The 21,695-nt window shown below is 52.7% G+C and carries 21 protein-coding genes and 1 tRNA gene; 10 read left to right on the top strand and 12 right to left on the bottom strand.

The genetic code is table 11. From position 1 onward, the window contains the following. Positions 1–71: 71 nt before the first annotated feature. Complete coding sequence (locus ACOQPM_RS23845; RefSeq protein WP_420630893.1) at positions 72–1,076, bottom strand: 3-oxoacyl-ACP synthase III family protein; 1,005 nt, start codon at positions 1,074–1,076, stop codon at positions 72–74. 67 nt (positions 1,077–1,143) lie between these two features. After that, a complete protein-coding gene (locus tag ACOQPM_RS23840) occupies positions 1,144–1,908 on the bottom strand; it encodes a glucose 1-dehydrogenase (protein ID WP_420630892.1) in 765 nt (254 codons plus the stop codon). Positions 1,909–2,219: 311 nt separating this feature from the next. On the opposite strand from ACOQPM_RS23840, the gene ACOQPM_RS23835 reads away from it, so the two are divergent. Then, positions 2,220–2,293: transfer RNA gene (locus ACOQPM_RS23835), tRNA-Pro, on the top strand. A gap of 171 nt (positions 2,294–2,464) precedes the next feature. On the opposite strand, the gene ACOQPM_RS23830 is transcribed toward ACOQPM_RS23835, so the two are convergent. Beyond that, positions 2,465–3,556, bottom strand: coding sequence for a transposase (locus tag ACOQPM_RS23830; RefSeq protein WP_420628758.1), 1,092 nt, complete (start codon positions 3,554–3,556; stop codon positions 2,465–2,467). 385 nt (positions 3,557–3,941) lie between these two features. Here ACOQPM_RS23830 and bmt point away from each other — a divergent pair, with 385 nt between their 5' ends. From bmt to ACOQPM_RS23810, 4 genes are read left to right on the top strand one after another with little or no spacing between them, the layout of a single operon-like run. Next, the gene (bmt, locus tag ACOQPM_RS23825; RefSeq protein ID WP_420630891.1) at positions 3,942–4,907 is read left to right on the top strand and encodes a betaine--homocysteine S-methyltransferase; all 966 of its coding nucleotides are present in this window, start codon (positions 3,942–3,944) and stop codon (positions 4,905–4,907) included. Next, positions 4,807–6,441: a trimethylamine methyltransferase family protein gene (locus ACOQPM_RS23820; RefSeq protein WP_420630890.1), complete on the top strand. Its 1,635-nt coding sequence runs from the start codon at positions 4,807–4,809 to the stop codon at positions 6,439–6,441. The genes bmt and ACOQPM_RS23820 overlap by 101 nt, the downstream gene beginning before the upstream one ends. A gap of 41 nt (positions 6,442–6,482) precedes the next feature. Further along, complete coding sequence (locus tag ACOQPM_RS23815) at positions 6,483–7,088, top strand: DUF1638 domain-containing protein (RefSeq protein WP_420630889.1); 606 nt, start codon at positions 6,483–6,485, stop codon at positions 7,086–7,088. A gap of 57 nt (positions 7,089–7,145) precedes the next feature. After that, the gene (locus ACOQPM_RS23810; RefSeq protein WP_420630888.1) at positions 7,146–7,724 is read left to right on the top strand and encodes an NUDIX hydrolase; all 579 of its coding nucleotides are present in this window, start codon (positions 7,146–7,148) and stop codon (positions 7,722–7,724) included. Between the two features lie 23 nt (positions 7,725–7,747). On the opposite strand, the gene ACOQPM_RS23805 is transcribed toward ACOQPM_RS23810, so the two are convergent. The 9 genes from ACOQPM_RS23805 to ACOQPM_RS23765 all read right to left on the bottom strand — a co-directional run bounded on the left by ACOQPM_RS23805 (position 7,748) and on the right by ACOQPM_RS23765 (position 15,652). Further along, complete coding sequence (locus ACOQPM_RS23805; RefSeq protein WP_420630887.1) at positions 7,748–9,832, bottom strand: hydrogenase iron-sulfur subunit; 2,085 nt, start codon at positions 9,830–9,832, stop codon at positions 7,748–7,750. A gap of 124 nt (positions 9,833–9,956) precedes the next feature. Beyond that, positions 9,957–10,391 carry a c-type cytochrome gene (locus tag ACOQPM_RS23800; RefSeq protein ID WP_420630886.1) on the bottom strand — a complete coding sequence of 145 codons (435 nt, stop codon included), beginning with the start codon at positions 10,389–10,391 and terminating at the stop codon, positions 9,957–9,959. Between the two features lie 66 nt (positions 10,392–10,457). Then, a complete protein-coding gene (locus tag ACOQPM_RS23795; protein WP_420630885.1) occupies positions 10,458–12,101 on the bottom strand; it encodes a b(o/a)3-type cytochrome-c oxidase subunit 1 in 1,644 nt (547 codons plus the stop codon). A gap of 6 nt (positions 12,102–12,107) precedes the next feature. Then, on the bottom strand, positions 12,108–13,025 hold the full coding sequence (gene cyoE, locus ACOQPM_RS23790; RefSeq protein ID WP_420630884.1) for a heme o synthase: 918 nt from the start codon (positions 13,023–13,025) through the stop codon (positions 12,108–12,110). Then, on the bottom strand, positions 13,006–13,533 hold the full coding sequence (locus ACOQPM_RS23785; RefSeq protein WP_420630883.1) for a cytochrome c oxidase subunit II: 528 nt from the start codon (positions 13,531–13,533) through the stop codon (positions 13,006–13,008). Before ACOQPM_RS23785 ends, cyoE begins: the two co-directional genes overlap by 20 nt. Continuing rightward, positions 13,530–13,658 carry a cytochrome c oxidase subunit 2A gene (locus ACOQPM_RS23780; RefSeq protein ID WP_420630882.1) on the bottom strand — a complete coding sequence of 43 codons (129 nt, stop codon included), beginning with the start codon at positions 13,656–13,658 and terminating at the stop codon, positions 13,530–13,532. Before ACOQPM_RS23780 ends, ACOQPM_RS23785 begins: the two co-directional genes overlap by 4 nt. 114 nt (positions 13,659–13,772) lie before the next feature. Beyond that, positions 13,773–14,435 (bottom strand): SCO family protein, encoded by a 663-nt coding sequence (locus tag ACOQPM_RS23775; RefSeq protein WP_420630881.1) that lies wholly within the window; start codon positions 14,433–14,435, stop codon positions 13,773–13,775. A gap of 9 nt (positions 14,436–14,444) precedes the next feature. Next, positions 14,445–15,149: an SCO family protein gene (locus ACOQPM_RS23770; RefSeq protein ID WP_420630880.1), complete on the bottom strand. Its 705-nt coding sequence runs from the start codon at positions 15,147–15,149 to the stop codon at positions 14,445–14,447. A gap of 2 nt (positions 15,150–15,151) precedes the next feature. Continuing rightward, a complete protein-coding gene (locus ACOQPM_RS23765; RefSeq protein WP_420630879.1) occupies positions 15,152–15,652 on the bottom strand; it encodes an RrF2 family transcriptional regulator in 501 nt (166 codons plus the stop codon). Positions 15,653–15,744: 92 nt separating this feature from the next. On the opposite strand from ACOQPM_RS23765, the gene ACOQPM_RS23760 reads away from it, so the two are divergent. The 5 genes from ACOQPM_RS23760 (at position 15,745) to mbhE (ending at position 21,687) form a co-directional block, all read left to right on the top strand. Next, positions 15,745–15,918 (top strand): hypothetical protein, encoded by a 174-nt coding sequence (locus ACOQPM_RS23760; protein ID WP_420630878.1) that lies wholly within the window; start codon positions 15,745–15,747, stop codon positions 15,916–15,918. Between the two features lie 81 nt (positions 15,919–15,999). After that, positions 16,000–16,692, top strand: coding sequence for a DUF3307 domain-containing protein (locus ACOQPM_RS23755; RefSeq protein WP_420630877.1), 693 nt, complete (start codon positions 16,000–16,002; stop codon positions 16,690–16,692). A gap of 137 nt (positions 16,693–16,829) precedes the next feature. Next, positions 16,830–17,516: a Crp/Fnr family transcriptional regulator gene (locus ACOQPM_RS23750; RefSeq protein WP_420630876.1), complete on the top strand. Its 687-nt coding sequence runs from the start codon at positions 16,830–16,832 to the stop codon at positions 17,514–17,516. Positions 17,517–17,598: 82 nt separating this feature from the next. Beyond that, complete coding sequence (locus ACOQPM_RS23745) at positions 17,599–18,288, top strand: YceI family protein (protein ID WP_420630875.1); 690 nt, start codon at positions 17,599–17,601, stop codon at positions 18,286–18,288. 498 nt (positions 18,289–18,786) lie between these two features. Then, the gene (mbhE, locus tag ACOQPM_RS23740) at positions 18,787–21,687 is read left to right on the top strand and encodes a hydrogen gas-evolving membrane-bound hydrogenase subunit E (protein ID WP_420630874.1); all 2,901 of its coding nucleotides are present in this window, start codon (positions 18,787–18,789) and stop codon (positions 21,685–21,687) included. Positions 21,688–21,695 lie beyond the last annotated feature (8 nt).

The raw sequence follows: 21,695 nt of genomic DNA, 5'->3' as shown, positions 1-21,695 counted from the left end.
GTAATCCGTATTCCGTTATCGGTAATCGATTATCCGTAATCGGCAACTGTTTACCGATTACCGACCACCGATTACTGATGACCGGTCCACTCCCACACGTTACACGCCATCGAAATGCCACCGCCGCTGGCGATGAACAGCACCTTGTCCCCTGGCTTGGGGCCACGCCCCTGCTCGATGGCGTCGTCCAGCGCCATGGGAATGCAAGCGGAGCCAGTATAGCCCCATTTGTCCATGATCCAGTGGGTTTTTTCCAGCGGCTGTTCCAGAATCTCCATGATTTGCTTAATCGTGTTCAGATTGAGCTGCGTGAAGTAGTAATGATCAATGTCGTCGAGGGTGAGACCCGCTTTTTCGACCGTCCCTTTAATGAGCGGCGGCCAATTGTCTGAGTTGAAAGTGGCGGGAAACCGCTTGACAAACTGGACGCGGGGGATGCCGTTGTTTTCATCGGCGGGGGTCACGGGGCAGGCCACGCCGCCTGTGTAGATGCCCAGCGCGTCGTACAAGTCGCCACGCGCCAGCCGCTTGCCTGCCAAAAAGCCCGGTTTGTCGCTGGCAGCAACCACCACCGCCCCTGCCCCATCGGCAAAGAGGGTGCAGGTTTTGTGGTCGGTGTAATCCACAAAGCGGCTCATGCCGTAGGCACCAACCACCAGCACATTGTTGGTCTCGTCGTCGGTGGTGATGAAGCGAACGGCCGTTTCCAAAGCCGTCACCCAGCCCGCACAAGCACAGTTCACGTCAAAGGTACCCGCGTTTACTGCACCCAGCTTGGATTGCAGCACTGTGGCTGTGGCTGGGCTAAAATAATCAGGCGTATCCGTGGCCACGATGATGAGATCAACATCCTCCGGGGTGAGATTGGCACGTTCGAGTGCCTGCTGGCTGGCGTGCAGACACAAATCGCTGGTCGTCTCATCCTCCGCCATGATGTGGCGTTCTTTGATGCCAACATTTTTCACCAACCAGGCATCAATGTTTCGTTCAGGAAACAATTCATTAAAATAAGCGTTGGTCAACAGTTTCTCCGGCACATAGCGGCCGGTGGATAGAATTTGGGCGTATCTTTTCATTATTTATCCGTAATCCGTTATCGGCGAGCAGTAATCGGATTACCGATCACTGATTACCGAATACCGGTCATGTACCAATTACAATCCCGCCATCCACACGGAGGACGGTGCCGGAGATAAAGCTGGCTTCGTCGGATGCGAGGAAGGCGTAGGCGTTGGCAATGTCTTCTGACTCACCGAGACGGCCGATTGGCGTGTGGCTTCTCATGCCAGCCAGCACTTTTTCTGGCATTTTGGCCACCATTTCTGTGGCGATAAAGCCCGGTGCGATGGCGTTGACGCGAATGCCGTAGCGGCCTAGCTCCCGCGCCCACGTTTTGGTCATGCCCACCACGGCCGCTTTCGTAGCTACATAGTTTGTCTGCCCAAAATTGCCATCCAATCCCACCACGGAGGAGGCATTGAGGATCACGCCACCGCCCTGCTTAATCATAAATGGTGCGGCAGCTTGGGTGCAGTTAAACACGCCCTTCAGATTAACGCTGATGACTAAATCGAAGGCGTCTTCGCCCATCTGCTTCACCAGTTCGCCATCTTTTATCTTCACCAACTGGGCGTCGCGGGTGATGCCTGCATTGTTGATGAGGATGTCTATACGGCCGTACTTTGCCACCACATCCTCCAGCCAACTTTGCACCGCTTGCCGATCGGCGACGTTTACGGCCGTAAAGTGTACTTTTTCGCCCAATTCAGCAGCCAGCGCCTGCCCATCGGCCTCGTTGAGATCGCAAAATGCGACGGTAGCCCCTTCAGCGGCAAATTTTACGGCCGTTGCCCGGCCAATCCCCGCTGCGCCACCGGTAATGACGCAAACTTTATCTTGAAATCGCATGAATGTTCAGCTCCTGTTTGTAAAAATTGTAGGAATGGGAGTGTAGCACAGAGGGGTTGCAAAAGGGGAACAGGGTGGGGGTGGCAAGTGTGCAGGCAGCAAGTATGCAAGTGGCCTGTGCTGCAAAGATAACTTGCAACCTTCTACTTGCCACTTGCAAACTCCTTCGCTTACTCTATAATTCTCAACTGTTCGGGGCATGGCGCAGTTTGGCAGCGCGCTTCGTTCGGGTCGAAGAGGTCGTGGGTTCACAATACTCAATAAGCCCATAATCTTTTCAACTATTTTACAATTGGTACAATAGCTTTTTTCGGGGTGTGGCGCAGGTTGGTAGCGCGCTTCGTTCGGGTCGAAGAGGTCATCGGTTCAAATCCGGTCACCCCGACAGTTTCAGTAAACGGCCGTTTCTTGTCATAGAAACGGCCGTTTTTCTTTCCAGTGACTCCTCACAATCTCGGGATCAATGGAACCGTCCCATCACAGCACTCGCAGCGCGATTCGCTCGTAGTCCTCACCCCCCCCCTGGGCTGAGGGGAGGACACCTTTTCAGGCAAGCCTAGGGTCGGGCAAGAATTGTAAATTGTAAATTGATAAAATGGTTATGTCTCAAAACAAACTCAAAGAAGAATTGAAGCCCCTCTTTGAACAAACTCCAATGACGACGTATACGGCCGTCTGCATGACGCTGCATTGGTTGAGCAAGACCTTGCGAAACCGCAACGCTTCCCAAAGCAAGCGACCAAGCATAGGCGACCACCAGGAGAACAAGCAGACGATCCATATGGTCTGGATGACTAATCCGACTGTCTGCCCAATGCCAGCCACCGCTTTTGAGGTCGCGGAAACTTTGCTCCTGCCAATTGCGGTTGGCATACTCAAAGCCAGTCAGCGTAGTGTCATTGGTTACCAACGCCCATGCTTGGTCATAGCCTGCGCTCCAAATCGCATGTGCGGTTGCTGGCAACCGGCCGCGCTGCTTGAAAGCGAGTCCATCAGCCGACCACTGTTGACCAGCCTGTACCATGTTGGCAATGGCAAAATCGCCTGCCTCGGTGCAGATTTTGGTCATGCTGGTAACGCGAAACAGATAGCACCAACCCAAGCTGGCCACAGCCTGACACAAATCAGGAGATGTCCCAATCCCTCGGTCAGCCAACACCACGACGTTTCTGTCTGCTGCAATGCCCTTCTTGACAGTTTGCAACAGGGCTGTGACCATGCCAACTTGCCCCTCGGCTGGGTACTGGTCATGATTGTTGGCAATATAACAACGCCAGGCCAGAGGGATACAACGTCCTTCCCAGGCAGCGCCAACCACCATGGCAGCCAAGCGGTCTTGCAACTTTGTCTCATCCACCAGCAGATAAAGCTTGCCTGGTGGCAACTGGCTGACAATCCAGGCTGTCCATTGGCTGAAGAAGGCTTGCAGAGGAAAACGTTTGTTGTCCAGAAAACGTCGCAAGCGACGGGCACAACTTTCGACCCTCTCGCCTGTAGCAACCTGGCGGGCAATCTGTTGCTGTTGGCAGCTTTCTGCTCGCATGATGCCCAGGCTAAACAAGCCGACGTTATCGACTTGCCAGCTATTGAGACAAGGCAATTGGCTGGCGATTGTTTGATTCCATTGATAAAGTACTGGATAGCTCATTTTGGCCTCCTTCTGACGTTTTGGAACACATCAGAATTGTCCTTGATGAGCTATTCTTTTTTCAACCCTCTAAACATGTCCTCCCCTCAGCCCTGCCAAGGGGAGGGAATTGGCTCCCTCTCCCTCTGAGGGAGAGGGCTGGGGTGAGGGTAAGTCTAATTCCCAACTACATCCCACAAATTCAATCCGCCTGCGCCTCAGCATAACATTTTGGCTCATCTATGAAATGTGTGTGAATTGCCTTTATGTGACAGTCACTTCAGAAGTGACTGTCACATTGATGCACACTTTTTACCTGTGAGCCAACATTTTTGAGCGCAAGGTTTGACATTGCCACCAAAAGCGGTAAGCTAGCACCTTGTGACTTCTTTTCGAGGAGAACGTTATGAGCAAATTAGAGCAACTCTTGGCAACCCACGATTACCTCATCGCCGATGGCGGCATGGGTACCATGCTCATGGCCGCTGGGCTGGAGCAAGGCGACCCGCCCGAAATGTGGAACGTTCTCCACCCTGAGCGCATCCGCACCGTCCATCGCGGCTACATCGAAGCTGGCGCGCAAATCATCCTCACCAACTCATTTGGCGGCACCAGTTTCCGCCTGAAGCTGCACAAACTGCAAGACCGCGCCTTTGAGTTAAATAAAGCCGCTGCAGAACTGGCCCGCGCCGAGGCAGATGCGGCAACCAGTCCAGTGGTTGTGGGTGGCTCCATTGGCCCAACGGGCGAAATTATGGAACCCGTTGGGGCCATGAGGTACGAAGATGCCGTAGTCGCCTTTGCCGAACAGGCAGCAGGCCTGGCCGCTGGGGGCACGGATATTTTCTGGATCGAAACGATGAGCGATGTAAACGAGGTGCGTGCCGCCGTGCAGGGCTGCCGCGAGGCCGCCGATCTACCCATTGTAGCCACGATGACCTTTGACACGAACGGCCGTACCATGATGGGCGTTACCCCCGTGCAAGCATTTACTGAACTAAAAGCGATGAATTTGGCTGCCCTCGGCGGCAACTGCGGCAATGGGCCAGAAGAGATCGAAGCCGTCATTCAGGCGATGTACGCCACCAATCAGACCTATCCTTTTGTGGCTAAATCTAACGCAGGCATCCCGGAATATGTGAATGGGCACCTGCATTACAACGGCACGCCAGAGGTAATGGCCGACTACGCCGTGAAGGTCCGCAACTACGGCGCACGCATAATCGGTGCTTGCTGCGGCAGTACGCCAACCCACATCGTTGCCATGCGGGATGCGCTGGCCAACGCCCCCATTGAGCGCCAACTTGTGGAAACGGCCGTTGCCGCCACACCGAACCGCCCACAACGTCGTCGCAGCCGCCGCAGAGGGTAACGAACGCATGGGGTCACGCCCGCGAAAACGCCGCCGCCGCAAAGAAAACAAGAACAGTAATGGAAAACGGCCGTTGCCCTCTGTCGTTTCCCCCGGAGCCAGCGGTGGCTGGTACAAGCCGCTGCGCGACCCAGACGTTGTACGCATTCATGAAGCCGCGCTGGACGTGCTGGAACGTATCGGCATCGAAGTTCAGCCATCCGAATGCCGAGACATCTGGCAAGCGGCCGGAGCCACCATTGACCCCCACAAAAATCGCGTTTTCATCCCCCGCCAGCTAGTGCAAGATGCGCTAGGCACCGCCCAAAGTGAGGTTTTTCTGGCAGGCCGCGACCCCAAGCATGACATGTGGCTGGGTGGGCAGCGCGTCTACATGGGCACGGGCGGTGCGGCCGTTAAAATTCTGGATTTAGCTAGCCAGCGGGTGCGCGAGACAACGCTGCAAGATGTGGCCGACGTGGGTCGGCTGGTGGACGCGCTGGACAACATCCATTTTTACCTACGCACCTGCGTTGCTCGTGACATCCCCAGCGAAGATTTAGACCTGAATACGTACTACGCCGCTCTCAGCAACACCACCAAACACGTCACGGGCAACTGCTTCACGGTGCGATCCCTGCTAGACGTTCTGGAGCTAGGGGAGATGATTGCCGGGGGGCGGGAGAAACTAAGGGAACGGCCGTTTCTCTCTTTCATCACTAGCTGGACAGTCAGCCCACTCAGGTTCGCCGGTGAGACGGTGGAGGTACTCACCGAGGTAGTGCGCCAAGAGATGCCCGTTTTCCTCTCTAGTGCGCCGCAGGCTGGGGCTACCAGCCCTGCTGCCCTGGCTGGCACCCTCGTGCAAATCCATGCCGAGGAGCTAGCTGGCATTACTTACTGCCAGCTCGTCAAACCGGGCACGCCCGTCGTCCTGGGCTACGTCCCCTCTGTCTCTGATTTGCGGACGGGCAACTTTGTGGGGGGTGCGGCTGAATTTGCCTTGATGAATGCGGCCGTTGCCCAGCTTGGCCAATATTGCCATCTGCCCGTCTACAACTCCTCTGGCCTTAGCGATGCCAAGCTGCCAGACGTGCAGGCCGGGTATGAAAAAGGACTCACTGGCCTGGCCGCAGCTCTGGCTGGTGCCAACTACATCCACCATTCCGCTGGATTTTTGGAATCCATGCTCACGGTTGCCTATGAGCAGTTTGTGATTGACGATGACATCAACGGCAGCATCATGCGAATGGTGCGCGGCATTGAAGTGACTGACAAAACGCTGTCGCTAGACGTCATTGAGCAGGTGGTGAAAGGTGACGGTCACTTTTTAGGCACGCAGCAAAGTTTGGAACTGATGCACACCGAATTTTACTACCCGCATACGGCCGATCGCCAAAGCCGCGACAATTGGCAAGCCGACGGTGGCCTGGACATGCGCGAAGCTGCCCGGCGCAAGGCGAAGCGGCTACTCAAAACCCATCGCCCCAGCCCACTGCTTGCTGAGGTTGATGCGGCCGTTCGGGAACGATTTAATATCTTGCTACCAAGATGACAGTCACCTCGCAGGTGACTGTCATCTTCTGTGGACAACCCATGAAAACAGCCATCATTTTCTGCGGGGCATTGGCCCGCGAAATTTTAGACATCGTGCAAAAACACGGCTGGGACGCCGAGGTATTTGGCATTTCGGCAATGGATCATATGTACCCAGAACGCATCGCCCCGGATGTGGAAAAACGCTACCTGGAAATTCGTGATCGGTTCGACAGGGTGCTAATTGGCTTTGGCGACTGTGGTTCGCGGGGCGCAGTAGACAAGCTTGCAACCAAGTATAATCTGGAACGCATTGACGGCCCGCACTGCTACGAAATGTACGGCGGCGCTACCTTCCAGGAACTGATGGACGAGGAGCCTGGCACCTTCTTCCTCACCGATTTTTTGGTGCGTGGCTTTAAGGGCACCATTTTGAAGGGGCTAGGGCTGGATCGCTTCCCAGACTTAAAAGAAGATTACTTTCGCAACTACAAACGCATCGTCTACCTTGCACAAAACCCAAACCCAGACCTCATTGCCCAGGCGCAAAAAGCAGCGGATTATCTGGAACTGCCGCTAGAGGTACGCACCACGGGCTACGGCCTGCTGGAGGAGCGGCTTGTCGCCATGATGAACGGGGGAATAGCCACGGATTTCGCGGATTAGCGTAGATTTTTCTCTCTGTGCATCTCGGGGTCCTGCTTTTTTTGAAGGAGTCGTTTGGTGTCAAGCATAGTAAAAAACTTCTTGCAGGGAAAAACGGCCGTTGCCACCGCATCCCCCACCTGGCAATGGCACAATCATCCACTCCCCCTCCGCCAACAAACCTACCTCTGCACTACTCTCCCCCCAGACAAACTCATCAGCTCCGCCAGAGCCATTTTGCTGCGTGGCGATGAGGTGATGGTGATTCGGGATCATCAAAACGAGCCATACATCATTCCTGGTGGACGGCGGGAGCCAGAGGAGACGATTTTGGAAACATTGCACAGGGAGCTTTTGGAAGAAACTGGTTGGTTGGTGCGGGAAACGGCCGTTATCGGCACTATCCACTTTCAACACCTCAACCCAAAACCAGCAGACTACCCATACCCACACACCCACTTTTTCTGGTCTATTTTTGTCGCCCAGGCAGGCCAATTCTATCCAGAAGCTATCGAGGAAGACTTTTACGTCACCAGCACCCACTTTTTACCGATTGAAGAAGTTTTAAGCTGGCAGCTTGCCGACGGGCAACATGAACTATTGCAGATTGCCGTAAATTTTATTGATGGAAAATCTTCAGCTAATTTTTACACATAAGTGCTTGCCAAAAGATGTTGGATCTATTTGAATATTTTTGCGGTACCGCGCGGTTCGTAAATGACGCGCCAGATGTCCCCAGCGGCAAGGTCGGCCGTTTCCTCAATAAGATTCACAATTTCGCCAAATTGTTCATCCACAAAGGCGAGCCGCACCAAGTGTTCCCCAGGGGCAATGCTGTGTTCGGCCACAAAGGGGGCAGATTCATGGGTGGCGTAGGTGGCTAAATCGTAGCTTTGCTCGCTTAAAACCTCCCCATCCACGGCAAGTTGCAGGGTGAACGGCCGTTCCGGGTCCGGTTGCACGAGGTGATCGTAAGTAGCCACTGGGTTCTCTACAATTGTACGCACAACGGCCGTATCCACCGCCTTGCGAGAACTGAATGGCACATCCGTCAGGAAAACCTGCGCCAGTAAAACTACTACCATCATCACAAACAACATGGCCAAGCTACGACGCGAAATGTGGGGGAACATGCCCCGTGCCGCCACGAAATCTGGTTTGCCATCGGAATTTTCGGCCACGGGCTGCGGTGCATTCAGTGCCGCCGTAAAATCGTCCGGGGCCACCCAGGCGGCGGTGATGGGAGCGTTGGCGTGATCCCGCTTTAGGCGCGGCACACGCTGCCGGGTAAGCCGCCGCTCGATCCAAGTGTTCCCTTCTCGGTTGCGGCAATCATCGGGCGGGCAGCCAATGACCTGAATCTCATCGGCTCCGGCTTCTAGCGCCTGGAGCATCATGTTGGGCAGCAGCGTCCCCACGCAAGGCAAGGGTATGATTTCAACGGCCGTTTCCCCCACCATTAACTCATTTTCGACTAAGAACGGTCGTGCACTCAGGGCGGCATGTCTATCACAGGTAAACACCAGCCGGATCGGCTGCTGGGGTGCCCTGGCCTTGGCCAATCTCAAGCGCTGCGAGACAACATGCCACGGCAGTTCTGGCAGCGACTCCCCCAGCGAAATTGCATACCAGTCACAGGAGCCTACACAAATGCCGCAGGAGACGCACATTTGGGGGTCAGCTACGGCAATATATTTATGGGGCAGGCCATCGTCCCGTTCCACCATTTTGATGGCCTCATAAGGGCAATCTAGCGCACAAATGGTGCAGCCAGTGCAGCGTTCATCTACAATGTTGATCGTCGGCAAGCCGACTGTTTTTGCACCACTCGCTTCGGCCTCAGAATGATCGCGGGTAATCCAGGGAAGAGCGACGGCAACGGCCGTAATCAGCAACAATCCTCCCCAAAGCCAGGGAGTCACCCCACCCCCTTCGGTGGGCAAATAAAAGAGGAAAAGCGGGTCGAGGGTGATGCTTTCTGGCAAATTCACGCTGTTGGCCGCAGGCAGGTTCCGCAGTGGGAAAAAAATCGCCACCAAAATGAGCACCAGCATTGTGCCAACAACCAAATACATATCTGGCAACCATTTGGCGCGGCTGATGCGGCGAATATGCAGGTAGAAAAAGTAGGCCACTACCAAAAAGAGCACCACATGAATCGCCAACAAAATGAGCATGATGGGCCAGCTTTCACCGCTCAGTTCAGCGCGGGTTATCCAAATGATGAAATTGTCTGCCCACGGGGTAAAACGACGGAGAAAGCGCACAAAGCCATCGGTGATGAGCTGAGCGCGGGTATCAACTACCAACCAGTATCCCGTTACGCCAGCCAACCAAATAATGATCGTCAGGACAATGCCCGTGACCCAGGCTAGCCAGCGCTGCCCGCGAAAACGCTCCATAAACAGCGTGCGGTAGGCATGGAGCAAGGTTGTGACCACCAACGCACCAGAGGCGTAACGGTGGACGGCGCGCATCGTGCGGGCAATGAACTGGTCGTTCATCCGCACCACCGCCAGGTAAGATTCCTCAAAGCCGTATTTATAGAAGAGAAAAATGTAAAAGCCGGTAATGCCCACAACCAGCGTCAGCAGCACAGCGATGGTACCGGTGTGGTAAAAGGGGTTCAGTTGGGGCGTGCCAGTGAGTTTATTAAACGGCCGTTCCAGCCAAAGCGTCATCCGTTCTAGCCACACAGCCCAGGGAGCGGGCTTACGCTGCCAGCTACTGAGTTCCGGCTCTTTTTTTCTTCCTAATCGTGACATGAGCTTTGCAGCAGTTGGCTGAGTCAGGCTTTTAGACGAAGCCCTCCCCCATCTAGATGAAACAAAAAGTGGTGGTTACCTAGCGTTTGCCAAATAACCACCACATATTATTAAAACATATTGGTTACTTCAATGTTAGCAAAAAGGCAACCAAATCGTTGATTTGCGAATTGGTTAGGTCTTCACCATAAGTTGGGTGCATGAGACCCGAACCAAAACCTTCAGCAAGATGAGCTTCAGGATCCACAATAGATTCCCGCAAATACTCTTCAGCCGACATACCTTCAACGGCCGTTTCTGCACGAGCACCTACATCAGATTGGGATGGCCCAACAATCACCACACCTGGCTCTAACGAGTGACAAGTGCCACAGCCAGGCGCACCAGCTGCACCAATAGGATTTTGGTTAAATAACTCTTCGCCTCTGGCAGCATCCCCAACACTGCTGGTGCTGGAATCGCCACCACCATCTGCTGCTTCCTCATCGCCACCACCGCAAGCAGTGAGACCAAAAGCAAACAGCAAAGCCAATAAAATCGTTAACGTTAATTTTCGCATATATGCGACCTCCATTTTAGGTTTTAAATATTTGAATGGTATCCACTATTTTACCAGATTCCAACTCTAACCACCCCACAAATTGCTAAAACCGGGGGATGTCATGTTCAGATTTGAGATTAGATATACCAATAGGGGCCCATAAGAAACAGCAATGAGAACCAACGTAGCCACAACCCACGGCCGCCACGTATCCAACCAGGCAGGTGTTGGATGCACTTCCATCGGTTCTGCCACTGGCATCTTGATTGCTTCTGTCAAAGTTTGCTTAGAACGCACGGTACCGATCATGTTGATGTAGAATAACAAGCCACTCACGCCTAGGATAATGCCGCCCAAAGCCGCCTCAATTAACAACGGTTGCCAATCAGACGAAGCATAAGGCGCAATACCCAACATCGTGCGGCGCGGCGCACCAAAGTTCAGCCCCAAAATGTGCAGGCCGTTAGACATCAGCAACATGCCCACAAACCAGGTCCATGCTTGCCAAAGTGCCATTTTGTTGCTAAACAGCGGTTTGTTGGCGAGTTTTGGCACCAGCCAGTAAGCAATACCAAAGAAGGTCAGCGTCACGCCAGAGCCCACTGTCAGGTGGAAGTGGCCAGGAATCCAGATGGTATTGTGAATCACCAAGTTCAAGTTGTAAGAAGCGTTGGTGAGACCACCAATACCGCCAAAGGCAAACAAGATCATGGCTAGGTTTTGCGCCGTAAAGGATGGATTATCCCACGGCAGGGTGCGAATCCAACCCAGCAGCCCAGTACCGCCACGAGCACGTCCGCCAATTTCTAGCGAGGCAATCACATTGAAGGCCGTCAGCAAACTGGGGATGAACAGGGAGTAGGTAAGAACGGCGTGAACAACCTTCCAGCCCTGAGGTACGCCAGGGTCTACATATTGATGATGTAAGCCGACGGGGATAGACAGCAGCAAGAAAAGCCAGAAGACTAACCGAGCCAATGGTTCGCTAAACAACTTCCCGCCAATCTGCTTGGGCACCATACCGTACCAAGAGACGTAAGCTGGCAATAACCAGAAGTAAACAATGGGATGCCCGGTAAACCAGAAGAAGGTACGCGCCAATTGCGGATCGACACCGTCTACCAAACCCAAAGACCAGGGAATAATGAGCCAAAGCATCTCAATGGCAATACCCAACGTCGCAATTTGCCACATCGCCATGGTAATGTTTGAGGCGAGGGCAATAAAGGGGGTGGTTTCACCTGGATTTTCTTTACGCCAAGCACGCAGCGTGAGGAACATTCCCCAGCCACCAACCCAGGATCCAATTACAACCAACGTAAGGCCAATGTAATAGTAAGGAGACGCCTGAAGGGGCGGATAAAATGTGAACAGCACGGTTGCCGCATTCAGTAAAACGGGTACGGCTGCCATGACCAAGCCAATAACCATAACGTAGAAGCTGGCCCAGTTAAGTTTAGGATGGGTTAGTTCACGCTTTAGGCTATGCACAGTAGTAAAGGTGAGAAACCCGACAATGAAGAATGTGGTCCACACTAAGGCATTCAGGACACCATGAATGGTCAACCCTTGGTAGTAGTTATTTAGCCCGACACTTTGCAGGCTGGGGTAAAGGTTGATTCCCACGTGTTCAAGTTTTTGAAAAGGGCCTATTGACCCCCCGATGAAAAGGGCTGCCATACCAACGCCGAGGTACCAGCCCGTCATTTTTTTAACGCTTGCATACATAAATTTTTACCTCCACAAGCTGGCGAGCAAGACAACAACCAGCACGAGTGCTAGATATAGATTTGAGAAATGGAACAGGGCAAATGCGGGGGCTTTTTCGGCAGGAGCTATAAGTAGCGCAGCGGTTCGCACGATGAGTACGGCCGTTGCCAAGCCAATCGGCACCAGATAAAACCAATCCACCGTTGGCCAAAAGCCGAGTGCCATGCCTGCCGCCGCTGTGAGAATGGTGTGTACGGCCGTCCAGCGGGCAGCCACAATGGGCGGAACCCGTGCCGGCAGCATCGGGTAATCTGCCTTGATATAGTCCGAGCGGTAAGCCAGAGCCAAGGCCCAAAAGTGAACCGGCGTCCAGACAAAAACCAAAGCCGCCAAAATCCATACGCCCAACGCCGACCAGGCCCCAACTGCTGCGCCGCCGCTAATGACAGCACAGCTACCCGCGGCCCCACCAATCACGATGTTGAGCGTGGTGCGGGGCTTGAGCCAAACGGTATACACACCCACATAAATAGCAGCACCCAAAAATACCCAAAACGCCAATGCCAAGTTAAATGCAGTGGCCAATCCGGTTGCTCCTAAAACCATGCCAACCCCCAACAGCAGAACCATTTGAGGATTTTCGATCTGGCCGGTTGCCAATGGCCTGGCAGCGGTGCGATTCATTTTGCTATCGCGCTCCCGCTCCAGGTATTGATTAATGCCAGATGCGCCTGCTGCCGACAGCGTGCCGGTGATGGCCAACAGCACCCAATCCCAAGCGGAAGCCCGCCCAGCGATCATAGTGCCTAACCCTGCCCCACCAAACGCAGACAGCAGCAACAAAGAAACAATACGGAGCTTAAAAAGAACAACGGCCGTTCGCCACAGCGAAACAGAAGGCTGTCTTACCGGTTGGGCAATTTCATTGAGCGCATTCATCATACATTTCTTCGTTATCTTCTATATCTTCCACTATTAGCTTGCCATACATTATCTGATGGTTAATGCCACAATATTCATTGCAGATAAAGTTGTATTCCCCCGGTTCATCAAACGTAGCTGTGAGCTGAGACACTTCACCAGGCAGCACCATCATATTGATATTGGTTCCATTTAAGTAAAAACCGTGCTGAACATCTTTGCTGGTAATCTTAAAAGTAACCGTTGAGCCTACCGGAACCCGAATTTCCCCTGGCGAAAATCGCCAGATCTGTGCCAGAACGTGGGCTTCGAACTTGTAAGGAGCCAATCTGCAAAAACGTTCTTCCTCAGGATCAGCCCACCGAGATTCGCCTGGCGTCGCCACAGTTTTCGGATCGATCCGTTCAACAGGAGCAGGTACCTGAAAGCCAAAAGCAAAACTGCTCACCAGTACGGCCGTTCCAAATATCAGCAACAGAATCGTCGTGCCAACAATGAAATTGCGTTCACGCGGATCTATGTGGATCATCCGGTCACTCCCCTTGCCAACATCGTCAGGTAAGCACTTCCCCACAGCGCAATAATGAGGAGAACGTACAAAATGACGAGGGCAACAGTCCCTTGCGGAGTTTTGTACTTCTTATCGTTGTCCATACTAAAACCTCCTTCAACCTTTCTTCGATAAGCACAAAATCGTACTTATCCCTAAAAATTTGCTGCTCCTGTGTGCAGTTCGCCTCCTGCTACACAATGCAGTCATCAACAAAGTTATTCACGCACCAAATATTTAAGATCAGCCGCGATCTCTTCGCCTGTAATGCCAAATGGGTAAATGAGGCGCAGCTTGCCATCTTTATCCAGCACAGCCACAGAAGCCGTGTGGTCAACCAGATAGCCAGATGCTTCGGTGCCTTCGTGTCGCTCAAAAAAGATGCCCATCGGAGCAGTAACCGCAATTAGCTCATCTGGCGTGCCGGTTAAGCCAATAAAAGATTCATCAAAATGAGCCAGATACTCTTTTAAAACCTCGGCAGAATCCCGCTCCGGGTCTACCGTGATCATGATTACCTGCACGTCTTCAGCACGATTGCCTAAAATTTCTAAAGCGTCGCGCAGTTCCACCATAGTGGCTGGGCATACATCGGGGCAGTAGGTATAGCCAAAGTAAAGCATCACCACCTTGTCCCGAAATTCCACCAGGCTGACGGGCTGTTCGTTGGGGCCTGTTAGCGTAAAGTTGGTCACGGGCGTATTGGATTGAATTTCCATCCCGTTCCACTCTGTTGGGCCAAACAACGGCCGTACCGCCAAAAACAGTGCGCCCAGCCCAACCCCGATACCTAAACCTAAAAGTGCCAACCGAAATAGCTGGGTTTTCCAAAAGGGCATCTTCGCTTTCTGGTTGTTTGCTGCTTCCGTCATACCGCTCATGTCATATTCCTATCGCGGATAGCAAGAGAAGAGATGCGCCGCCTCATAGGCATAGCGGTAAATCCCTTCACTGTGGCCAACCTCGGCTGCTAACAGCCCAAAATCTCGCAGGATAATCTCGATATCGGGCGTGTCTGTGCGGTACTCAGCCCGAATCACGCCGTTGCCATCTACCAAAAAATAAGCAGGGTCTAGCTTGAAAGTACCATCTTCCCGTTGGGCATAAAAAACAGAAAATCCCCCACCTATCACCGACTTCAACTGTTGTTCACCGCCTGTAGCAAAGTGCCAGACGACCGTATCTGCCCCCATCTCTTCCGCAAATGTCGTAAGCTCCTCTGTACCATCCCGTGCCGGATCAATTGAAAAAGTAACCAGCTTCAGCGGGACAGAAGACGCAATTTCTGGCAACCGAGACTGTACCTGCGCCATCATATGGCTGGTTTGCAGACAAGGCTCAGTACAGTTGGTGTAACTAAAGTTGTAAAGGGCAATTTGGCCGCGCAACTCTTCACTGGTGAACTTTTCGCCACTCTGGTCTGTAAAGAAAAAGCCCGGTGCCAGCGTTATGCGCGGCAGCACGGTAATTGGCCGCGCGGTAGAAAACCAGATAACGCCTGCGGCCATCAGCCCAAACAAACCAAAAAAGAGCCGCCAGATCAGCATGCCAGATGAGCGATAAGGTGTTGCCGCAGAAGATGCAGAAGCAGCCATCGCTAACTTTGTCCCCCAGAAACAACACCGCTAGCCGGCTGCACCTCAAGATACGGAATACCAATACGGGCAACGCGCGGGGTCATTTGCAAACGCTTTGCCTCGGCAACCAGATCGGCCAAAGTTTTGGCTTGCAGTTCGTTGACTATCATCAATTGCAGCTTACCCCACACATCGTGTGCCGGGCAAAAACGATCCCGATTGCACTCCTGGGGGCGAATGAGGCAAATGTTCAGGCACACAGGCCCTTCAATCGCTTCAATCACATGGAGCAAATTAATCTCGCTGCATGGCTTTTGCAGCGATAAGCCACCATAAGGGCCAGTTTGAGTCTCAATGAGGCCAGCACGCACCAGATCGGCCGTGATTTTGTGCAGGAATGCTTTGGGAACGGCCGTTTTTGCCGAAATATGCCTTGCCGAAAGGAACATCCCCTCAGCCTGCATTCCCAACTCAATCATTATTCTTACGGCGTAATCTGCGCGTCGGCTAATTTGAAACATAGATATTGTTGACCTCTAAACTCCACATCTTGATTTGACCGATTTTACCGGGCTGCCCCCCAACCCATAGTGACATTTGTCACGAGCTTTTTGTGACAATTGGCATCCAGCGATATGACATCAAAAAAGCCGCACAAAATTACAGCAGATGGAACAGGGTTTTTCATCGGATGCAGACGGCCGTTTCCCTTACATTTGCTCTGGTTATACGGCCGTGTGAAAAATCTCACAGCGCCCCCACGCTATCTGGTTTATGGTATGGGTAGATTAGCAGACGGGCACACTGTCAACCCCTAAACAGACAGTCTGCCCACCGTGTGTAAGATACAGGTTACAGGAGGTCACTGATGATCATCGCCATGTTTTTAGCTCATCTCGTTGGAGACTACATTTTACAGTGGAACAGCCTGGCCGCGTGGAAAAGCCGGGCCATGGCGGGCGTGATTGTCCACTGCCTGGTTGTATTGGCCGTCACCTGGCTGTTCATCCTGCCTTTCAATCCCGGCTGGTGGCCTTGGGTCATTGTTATCGGCGTCGCTCACTTTGTTATTGATGCCATCCAACTGCGGGTAAAGCTACCCATTCCAGAACTAGCGCGCTTTGGGCTGGATCAGGCCGCTCATTTCATTGTCATCACACTGGCGCTGGCTGGTGGTGGTTACTTGAACCTGGCAGTCATTGTGCAAAACGGCCTGGCACTGCTGCAAAGTGATCTGCTGCTCATTTACCTGCTGGGTTACGCCTTTGTTACCATGCCTGCCTGGGTGCTTGTAAAATTCACCGCTTACGGGCTCGTGCAAGGCACAGCCCCCCAGTTTGGCGATTCCAGCAAATATTTAGGCATCCTGGAGCGGCTGCTCATGACAACATTCGTCGCTGTCGGCCAATACCTGTTGGTGCCGTTGGTTATTTTGCCCCGGCTGCTTATGGAATGGCCCGAAGTGGCCCAGGATGAGGGTGCCCCGGTCTATCTGGCCGAACTGCTTGCCAGCATTGCATTGGCAGTTTCTGTAGGCATCGCGTTCCGGCTTGTTTCATAAGCCAACCATAACCAAAGAAGTTCAACTTTTACAAAAGTTGAACTTCTCCATAACACAAACTCTTTTCGGGAGGTACGAAAATGAGCATTCAACCAATTTATCAGCCAGTGTCGTCTTTCCGGAGGGAAAAGCAACCAATGAACATGATACGATTTTTACAGAAGATTCCTCTGTTTCAGGCACTCACAACTGAACAATTGCGCTCCATCTCAAAAGATGTGCAGCCGCGCAAATTTGGGCAAGGGGACGTTATTTTTCGTGAGGGAGACCCTGGGCGCGTTTTGTACCTGGTTCAGTCAGGGCAAGTTCGCATTTATGTCAACGGATTAGACGGGAGCGAAACCTCCGTCATTTTGTTTGGGCGGCCAGGGGACATGTTCGGTGAATTGGCGGTGATTGACGGCTTGCCACGTTCAGCAACGGCCGTTGCCCTAGACAAAACGCTGCTCTACACCATCAGCCGCGAGAGCTTTCGGCTGCACATGCAGCGCTTTCCGCAACTGGCGCTCAACTTCATGAAGGAGCTAACGCACCGGGTGCGGTACAACACACGGCAGATGGATAGCCTGGCTACGCTGCCCGTGTCGCAGCGGCTGGCACGCAAGCTGCTAGAACTGGCACAGGATTACGGCCGTATTGAAGCAGACAGCGTGATCATTGATATGACGCTGACCCAAACAAATTTGGCTAGCCTCATCGGTGCCACGCGCGAAAGCACGAATAAAATCCTGAGGGACTTTCGGGAACGCTATCTGATTTGGTTTGAACACGGCCGTATCACGATTCTGGATGCCGATGCCCTGCGCGCCGAAGTCACTGCCTAATCGAATTGCATAAGTTTCCACTGCTTATACAATCATTGAGCACTTTGGCACAAACAAACTTTTTTGAGGGAACGCACTGTAGATGAAAGATAAGACATTGCTTGGCGGCGTTATTGTGATGGGTGTAGGTGCCGTGCTGATTGGCGTGGTGTGGGTGCTATTTTTACAGCCCAGCCGTACGCCTACTGCGCCTCTAACCGCCATTCCCCTTGCTCTCGAAGGCAATAGCGCACAATTTACCATCTTCGAAATTCAGTCGGCTAGCTCAGAGGTTACTTTTGAGATTGCCGAAGTTTTACGTGGATTGCCAACAACGGCCGTTGGCAGTAGTCGGCAAGTGGCGGGGCAAATTGCTGTCAACTTTGATTCGCCAAACGAAAGCCAAATTGGCCCCATTTTGATAAATGCACGCACCCTAGCAACAGAGAACGAATTCCGAGATAATGCCATTCACGGCTTCATTTTGGATACAGAAGCTCACGAATTTATCACTTTCTCACCCACCCAAATCATTGGCTTGCCAGAACAATTTGTGACCGAGGAACTTGTTTCTATTGTGGTTGAAGGGGAGTTAACGATACGTAATATTACCCAACCTGTGGTTTTTGAGGGAACCGTGACGGCAAACGGCCGTACCCAACTTAGCGGCACTGCAACCAGCCAAATTGACCGCAACGCTTTCCAATTAGAAATTCCCCAAGCGCCAGGCGTGGCAAATGTGAGCGAGCAAGTCTCATTAACTATTCAGTTTTTTGCCAAATCCACTGAATAACGTCGTGTAAAATGGCAATAATCGGTACTATGGGCCTAAAAAGTGCGAAAAAGAGCGGTTTCGGGCGTGACAAACATAAAAATTTGTTGTAAAATGCCGAAAGGCTTGATTAGTTTAGACTTGAGGAAAGAACTCCTCCCCCAAACTGGCACGAGAGAAACGCGACTGGAACAAATTGATCGAGCTTACAGTTTAGCCATCGGCGAAAGCCACCCTCCTCCTCAAGTCTTCGGCAAAAACTGGATCGCTCGAGGCACACCCCTCCTGGTGCACGAGCAAACAATAACCGCTTTCTTCTTCGGAAGGAAGCGGTTTTTTGTTATTCGTCTCTCCAGTCTTGACTTTTTATTATTTTTTTGATAAAAATCAAAATATCAACATTCGGTACAAATAAGCACCACACAATTACCTAGGATTATTACCAAACAAACCGACATTCGTACCCTTTTTGGGCATGAATGTCGGTTCTTATTTTGCCCAACATTTCTTTGGATTTTCATGCAAGACAGTACGCTTTTTCTTCCGTTTGTATTTATCTTTCTGGCTGCGCTAATCGCTGTGGGTGTTGGCCAAACGAACTTACTCAAAGCTGGCAACGGCCGTTTCTCTCTTGCCTGGCTGCTGGCGGTTGCTCCGTTTACCTCATTTGTGCTGCTGCTGCAAAAAGTCAGCCTTATAAACGGTGGCGAAACGCTTATAGCGAGCCTCACCTGGCTGCCTAGCCTCAACATCAACTTTAGTTTTTACCTGGATGGACTGAGCTTGCTATTTGCCCTGCTCATTACCGGCATCGGCACGCTCATTATTGTTTACGCTGGCTACTACTTTCAGAATGAGCCTTCTGCCTGGCGCTTTCTGAGCTACCTCCTCTTGTTTATGGGCGCGATGCTGGGCCTGGTGATGGCTGGGGACATCATTGCCCTGTTTCTATTTTGGGAAGGCACCAGCATCACCTCATTTCTGCTGGTTGCCTACAAATATAACTATCCTGAAGCGCGACAAGGTGCATTTAAGGCACTATTAATAACCGGGGGTGGCGGCATTGCCCTGCTATTTGGCCTCCTCATTGTGGCTAACGTCAGTGGGCAAACCAGCTTGGCTGAAATTCTTGCCAGCGGTGAATTGCTGCGTGAAAGCGGACTGTATCCGTTGATGCTAGGACTGTTAGCTCTGGCGGCCGTTACCAAAAGTGCCCAATGGCCGTTCCACATCTGGCTGCCGCGCGCCATGAGTGCCCCTACCCCAGCCAGTGCCTATCTGCACTCCGCCACCATGGTGAAAGGGGGCATTTACCTGATGGCGCGGCTGAATCCAGTTTTGGGCGAGACGGAACTGTGGTTTTGGCTGTTCAGCATCATCGGCCTCATCACGATGGTGCTGGGCGCGTACCTGGGGCTAAAGCAAAATGATTTGAAGGCACTATTGGCTTACTCCACCATAAGCCAGCTGGGGGTGCTTATGATGCTCATTGGGCAAGATACGGACATTGCTTTCAAGGCGTTGGTGGTGGGCGTGCTGGCTCATGCGCTGTACAAGAGTGCCTTGTTCCTGGTGGCTGGCACGGTAGATCTTGAAAGCGGCACACGGGATTTACGACTGCTGGGTGGGCTACGAGAAAAAATGGCGATAACGGCCGTTATCGCCATTATTGCTGGGTTATCTATGGCCGGGCTGCCGCCGATGTTTGGTTTTTTAGCGAAAGAGACGTTGTTGGCAACGGCCGTTCATCCCTCGCTGCCAACTTTTATTAGCTGGGTACTGGCGGCTGGTTCCGTTGTGGCTGGCTCGCTCATGCTGGCACAAGCTGGCCTACTGGTGGTGGGCACCTTTTGGGGCAAGCCGGGGGAAGCTGTAAGCAAAGCGCATGAAGCTCCTAAACTCATGCTGCTCGCGCCAGCCATTCCTGCCGTGCTTTCACTGGCCATCGGCTTGCTGCCAGAGCCAGAAATTTTGGCCACTTTGTTGGCCAAAGCCGCAGGTACTGCCTTTGGCGGTGAGGTCAAAGTATCGCTGGCTTTATGGACGGGTCTGAATGTGCCACTTCTGCTTTCCACGATTGCCATTTCACTGGGTGTGGGGATTTTCTACTTCAGGCACGCCATCCGGCAGTGGCAAGACAGTTTTGCGCCGCAACTAGATTTGAACCGGAGCTTTGCCGCTACACTGCACGGCATTGATTGGTTAGCTAACCAGGTAACACGCTTGCAGAACGGCCGTCTGCGCTTTTACCTCTCCGTCATTATTGTGGGCATGGTGGGGCTGGTGCTGCTGTTTACCCAAGGCCAATTTAGCCAACTGCTGCTCACGGTGCAGGATGATGTGCATTTTAGCTGGACTGGCAGCCAGGACTTTTTGCGCCTAGTGGCTATTTTGGTGGCCGTGGGAGCAGCCATCGCTAGCGTTTTGCTCAAGCGAGATTTTGCCGCCATCGTGGCTCTGGGCGCCTCTGGTCTGAGCATTGCGGTGCTCATGGTGCTGGAACCAGCCCCAGACGTGGCACTGGTGCAGGTGGTGGTTGATATTTTGTCGGTGGTGATTTTGGTGCTGGCGCTGCGCCTGCTGCCGCGCAAAGAGCGGCAAAACGCCCTGGCGCTGAACCTCGCCAGCGGAACCGGCGAACGAATTCGCAATATTTTTATTGCTGCGTCTAGTGGCCTGGTGGTGACGGTGATTACCCTGTTTGCCCTCACCAGCCGGGAGCGCGAAAGTATAATCACGCCATTTTTTATGGATAATGCCAAGCCGCTTACCGCCGCTAAAGATGTTGTAGGGGCAATTATTGTGGATTTCCGGGCGTTGGACACGATGATTGAAATTGCGGTGTTCAGCATGGCGGGGCTGGGGATGTTTACGCTGCTGCGGCAGGCAGCACAGATAGTGGGGGATAAGATGGGTGAGGAACGGCCATTGTCCAGCAACCTCCCCTCGTTTGGCATTTTTGGCTACCGCACCTCTGTGTTTGTACAAACGCTGGCTCGCATCTCGCTGCCCCTGGCCATTGTCGTCGGTGCCACCCACATGATGTATGGACACGATCAGCCTGGGGATGGCTTTACCGCTGGCGTCATTATCAGCTTAGCGATTGCCTTTGCCTACGTGGTGTTTGGCTATGCGGAAACGCGGGAACGGTACAAGTGGCTCAGTACGCCGCTCATTGCTTCTGGCATCTTTTTGCTGCTGCTTGCAGGTGGCTCTGGCTGGCTCATTAACGGCACCTTTTTGTCCACCGTAGATTATGGCGCAATGCTAAATTTGCCCTTACCGACGGGCTTTAACTTGAGCAGTTCGTTTTTGTTTGAGGTGGCTATTTGCCTTAGCGTTTTGGGCAGCGTCTTTTTCATGCTCAATACGCTTGGCCACCCCGAAGGCCTGGGGCAAACTGTAGAAAATAGTCGATAGGAGCTATT

It is taken from the genome of Candidatus Leptofilum sp. (assembly GCF_965223525.1).
GTDB lineage: Bacteria > Chloroflexota > Anaerolineae > Promineifilales > Promineifilaceae > Leptofilum.
This window is presented reverse-complemented; position numbering and strand designations above follow the sequence as displayed.

Bases quoted from the DNA above. Each gene is read 5' to 3' on its own strand.
- ACOQPM_RS23845 (WP_420630893.1), bottom strand. From the start codon at position 1,076: ATGAAAAGATACGCCCAAATTCTATCCACCGGCCGCTATGTGCCGGAG.
- ACOQPM_RS23840 (WP_420630892.1), bottom strand. From the start codon at position 1,908: ATGCGATTTCAAGATAAAGTTTGCGTCATTACCGGTGGCGCAGCGGGG.
- ACOQPM_RS23830 (WP_420628758.1), bottom strand. From the start codon at position 3,556: ATGAGCTATCCAGTACTTTATCAATGGAATCAAACAATCGCCAGCCAA.
- bmt (WP_420630891.1), top strand. From the start codon at position 3,942: ATGAGCAAATTAGAGCAACTCTTGGCAACCCACGATTACCTCATCGCC.
- ACOQPM_RS23820 (WP_420630890.1), top strand. From the start codon at position 4,807: ATGCGCTGGCCAACGCCCCCATTGAGCGCCAACTTGTGGAAACGGCCG.
- ACOQPM_RS23815 (WP_420630889.1), top strand. From the start codon at position 6,483: ATGAAAACAGCCATCATTTTCTGCGGGGCATTGGCCCGCGAAATTTTA.
- ACOQPM_RS23805 (WP_420630887.1), bottom strand. From the start codon at position 9,832: ATGTCACGATTAGGAAGAAAAAAAGAGCCGGAACTCAGTAGCTGGCAG.
- ACOQPM_RS23800 (WP_420630886.1), bottom strand. From the start codon at position 10,391: ATGCGAAAATTAACGTTAACGATTTTATTGGCTTTGCTGTTTGCTTTT.
- ACOQPM_RS23795 (WP_420630885.1), bottom strand. From the start codon at position 12,101: ATGTATGCAAGCGTTAAAAAAATGACGGGCTGGTACCTCGGCGTTGGT.
- cyoE (WP_420630884.1), bottom strand. From the start codon at position 13,025: ATGATGAATGCGCTCAATGAAATTGCCCAACCGGTAAGACAGCCTTCT.
- ACOQPM_RS23785 (WP_420630883.1), bottom strand. From the start codon at position 13,533: ATGATCCACATAGATCCGCGTGAACGCAATTTCATTGTTGGCACGACG.
- ACOQPM_RS23780 (WP_420630882.1), bottom strand. From the start codon at position 13,658: ATGGACAACGATAAGAAGTACAAAACTCCGCAAGGGACTGTTGCCCTC.
- ACOQPM_RS23775 (WP_420630881.1), bottom strand. From the start codon at position 14,435: ATGAGCGGTATGACGGAAGCAGCAAACAACCAGAAAGCGAAGATGCCC.
- ACOQPM_RS23770 (WP_420630880.1), bottom strand. From the start codon at position 15,149: ATGGCTGCTTCTGCATCTTCTGCGGCAACACCTTATCGCTCATCTGGC.
- ACOQPM_RS23765 (WP_420630879.1), bottom strand. From the start codon at position 15,652: ATGTTTCAAATTAGCCGACGCGCAGATTACGCCGTAAGAATAATGATT.
- ACOQPM_RS23755 (WP_420630877.1), top strand. From the start codon at position 16,000: ATGATCATCGCCATGTTTTTAGCTCATCTCGTTGGAGACTACATTTTA.
- ACOQPM_RS23750 (WP_420630876.1), top strand. From the start codon at position 16,830: ATGAACATGATACGATTTTTACAGAAGATTCCTCTGTTTCAGGCACTC.
- ACOQPM_RS23745 (WP_420630875.1), top strand. From the start codon at position 17,599: ATGAAAGATAAGACATTGCTTGGCGGCGTTATTGTGATGGGTGTAGGT.
- mbhE (WP_420630874.1), top strand. From the start codon at position 18,787: ATGCAAGACAGTACGCTTTTTCTTCCGTTTGTATTTATCTTTCTGGCT.